Raw genomic sequence first — 3,368 nt, forward strand, 5'->3', positions numbered from 1 at the left:
CCCGACCGCGCCCAGCACCAGTCCGAGGCCGGTATTGCCGTAGTGGAGTTCGGTCAGCAGGTCTGGCGACGGCGGTGTCGGTGGGGGCGCTGTTCGGCGCCGGGGCGGGGGCGGCGTTCCTGATGCGGCGCGAGCCGCGGACGTCGTAGACCGGCTCCGGCTCACCACCACGACCACCCAGACCTGGAAGCGGCTGAGACATTGTCCATCACGGAGTCGCGGAAAGCCTCCCGGACGAGACGGATCGCGCTCGCCGCGAGGCGGCACCCCCGTGCGCCGCTGTGGGTCGCGGCAGGCGTGGTCACGCTCGGGTTCCTCGTCGCGCTCCAGATCGCCGCGCAGCACCTCGGCATCCAGGGGCCGATCACCGCGCAGGCACGCGAGGTGATCCACGCCCCCAAGTCCGGATTCCTGCTGTACGCCAGCCTGGCGCTGACGATGGTGGTGCTCACCTGGCGGCAGCGGCTCATCGCCCTCGGCACCGCGATGGGCATCGACCTCGTCTTCCTGCCGGCGCGGTGGGCGACCGGCGCCCATCCCGCCGAGGGCCACCCGTTCGGCAACGGCGCGCTGTGGGTGATCCTCGGCCTCGGCGTCATCGCCCTCACACGGCGCACCGGCCCCGAGCGCGTCCTGATGCTGAAGGGCGTGGGGCTCGGCCTGCTGCTGGTGACCGGCCGCAAGATCGGTGACACCTGGCTGCTGATCACGTCGAAGACCCGCCCGCTCACACTCGACCCGTACGTCGCCATGGCCGATCACGCGCTGGGCAACCCGTCGTGGCCGGCGGGCCGGCTCCTGCGGGCGAGCGGACCGGTCGGCGAGCACGCCCTCGACTACGTCTACGCCCAGCTCGCCGTGGCCGCCGTCTGCGTGGCGCTGTACCAGCTGCGCAACGTGGCGGCCGAGCAGCGCTTCCCGCGTCACCACCTGGTGCGCACCTTCCTGCTGATCGGCCTGCTCGGACCGGCCTTCTACATGATCTACCCCGTGGTCGGGCCCATGTTCGCCTACGGCCCCGAGGGCGGGCACTGGGCGGCGGCGAACCTGTGGCCGGACACCCTGCCGCCGGTCATCACCCCGTACGCGATGCCGTTCGACGAGATCACCCCGCGCAACTGCATGCCCAGCCTGCACACGGCCTGGGCGACCACGATCTTCATCCACTCCCGCAAGGGGCCGCGCGCCCTGCGTTACGCCGGCACGTTCTGGCTGGTGGCGACCCTCGCCGCCACGCTGGGGTTCGGCTGGCACTACGGCGTGGACCTCATCGCCGGTGTGGTGTTCGCGTACACGGTCGAGACAGGGCTGCGCACGTACGACCGCGGCTGGGACCGGGCGGGTCTCCGGCTGATCGGCTACGGGACCGTCGTCTTCGCTGCGCTGCTGGCGTCCTATCGTTTCGTGCCGCTGGAGATGGCCGCGTACCCGTGGATATCCGGCCCGCTCCTCCTGCTGGCGATGGCCTCGGTGGTCTACGCCTACCGGCGGACCACCAGGCTGTGGGAGGCGGCGCCCGTACCCGCCCCACGACCCGAAGCGCAGCCCGAACTGGCGGTCTGAGGCAGGCTCAGGGCCGACCGGACCGGCCCTGGGGGTGTCCGGCGGGTGTCTGGGGGTGCCCGGCGGGTGTCTGGGGGTGCCCGGCGGGTGTCAGCCCCCTCAGCTCGCCTTCCGCGCCCCGGCCCCGCGGACCTCCAGACCGTCCAGCAACTCGGCCGTGGCCTGCGCGACGGCCTCCACGGCGCGGTCGAACACCTCCTGGTTGTGAGCGGCGGGGGCGCGGAATCCCGACACCTTCCGCACGTACTGCAGGGCGGCAGCGCGCACGTCCGCCTCGGTGGCCTCTTCGGGCATCGCGGGCGGACGCAGCGTCTTGATACTCCGGCACATGCCCCCAGTCTCACCCGTCCGGCCCTCATACGACAGCGACGCCTGCCATGATCGTTCCGAGGCGGCCACCATCCCGGGGCCGACCGACGAGAGGAACCCCTCGTGGCGAACGAACTCAGCGTGGCCGTCCTGGGCCCCGGCGGCGTGGGCGGCCTGCTCGCCGCCCTGCTCTCCCGCACCGGCCACCGCGTGATCTGCCTGTCGGGCGAGAAGACCGCCGAGGCCCTGCGCACCGACGGCATCCAGGTCCGCAGCGCCCGCTTCGGCGACTTCACGGCCCGCGTCGAGGCCGACACCGAGCTGCGCGAACCGGTCGACGCGTGCCTGGTCACCGTGAAGCACACCGCCCTCGACGCCGCCCTGGCGCGGGTTCCCGCCCTCGTGCTGTCCGACGGGCTCGTCGTGCCGTTCCTGAACGGCGTCGAGCATCCGGCGGCCCTGCGCGCCCATTACCGGCCCGACCGGGTGGCCCCCGCCGTGATCCGCGTCGAGTCCACCCGGGTCGCGCCGGGCCTCATCGAACACGGCAGCCCCTTCGCGGAGATCGACCTGACCGGCACGGACGTGCCCCGGACCCGTCTCGACGCCCTCGCCGACGCCTTCGCCGCGGCCGGTCCGGCCACCCGCGTCCTGGAGGACGAGACGGCGGCCCTGTGGGCGAAGATGTCGTTCCTGGCGCCGTTCGCCCTGCTGACCACGCGCTACGGCCTCCCCCTCGGCGACGTCCGCACCCACCACCGCGACGAGCTGACCGCCCTGGTGGAGGAGACGGCCGCGATCAGCCGGGCGTGCGGCGGCCCGGCGGACCCGGCCCAGGCCCTCGCCCGCTACGACGCCTTCCCGCCGTCGACGAAGTCCTCGATGCAGCGCGACGCCGAGGCCGGCCGGCCGCTCGAACTGGACGCCGTCGGCGGCGCGTTGCTCCGCGCGGCCGCACGGCACGGGATCCCGGCTCCGGTGGCGGCCCGGGTCGTGGACGAGGTACACCCGTTCGCCTGAACCACAGGAAGGAACTCGCCCGCCAAATTCGAACAGGCGTATCATTGGGGCGTGGCTACGACCTATGACTTTCCGAGTGACCTCCTGGCCGGTCAGGAGGAACTCCATCAGGTCCGGGCCGAGCTGTCGGCCCTGCTGAAGCGACTGCCCTGGTCGGTGGTGCCGCTGGACGGCTTCAGCGACGACAACGGCTGGCGCAAGGTGGAACGCCCCGCCTCCCCCGGCTGGACCGCCGATGAACAAGCCGAGGTGGAGAAGCTCCGGCAGCGGGAGCACGAGCTCGCGGTGTTCGTGAGCACGCACCGCTACTGGTCCGAGCTCACCGGCTCCGAGCGGGTGGCGGCCCGCTCGCAGCTGAAGCACGCGCACGGGGTTCCTCCGGAGGAGACCGGCGGAACCCCGTGACGCCCGGCCATCAGGTCAGCTCTTGCCCTCGCTCTTGCCGAGGAGCTTCTTGGTCAGGCTGAACGAGGACC

Annotated in this window: 4 protein-coding genes; 3 read left to right on the plus strand and 1 reads right to left on the minus strand. The window is 72.6% G+C overall.

The features are described 5' to 3' along the window. Positions 1-279: 279 nt before the first annotated feature. The gene (locus ABZ281_RS43160; protein ID WP_356663591.1) at positions 280-1,563 is read left to right on the plus strand and encodes a phosphatase PAP2 family protein; all 1,284 of its coding nucleotides are present in this window, start codon (positions 280-282) and stop codon (positions 1,561-1,563) included. Between the two features lie 99 nt (positions 1,564-1,662). On the opposite strand, the gene ABZ281_RS43165 is transcribed toward ABZ281_RS43160, so the two are convergent. Next, entirely contained in the window at positions 1,663-1,893 is a 231-nt protein-coding gene (locus ABZ281_RS43165) for a DUF2277 domain-containing protein (RefSeq protein ID WP_030836998.1), read from the minus strand. A gap of 102 nt (positions 1,894-1,995) precedes the next feature. On the opposite strand from ABZ281_RS43165, the gene ABZ281_RS43170 reads away from it, so the two are divergent. Then, the gene (locus ABZ281_RS43170) at positions 1,996-2,892 is read left to right on the plus strand and encodes a 2-dehydropantoate 2-reductase (RefSeq protein ID WP_356663587.1); all 897 of its coding nucleotides are present in this window, start codon (positions 1,996-1,998) and stop codon (positions 2,890-2,892) included. 51 nt (positions 2,893-2,943) lie between these two features. Beyond that, on the plus strand, positions 2,944-3,297 hold the full coding sequence (locus ABZ281_RS43175) for a hypothetical protein (RefSeq protein WP_356663589.1): 354 nt from the start codon (positions 2,944-2,946) through the stop codon (positions 3,295-3,297). The last annotated feature ends 71 nt before the right edge of the window (positions 3,298-3,368 follow it).

Origin of the sequence: Streptomyces sp. NPDC006265 (assembly GCF_040613555.1) — a bacterium.
In the GTDB taxonomy this organism is placed as follows: domain Bacteria; phylum Actinomycetota; class Actinomycetes; order Streptomycetales; family Streptomycetaceae; genus Streptomyces.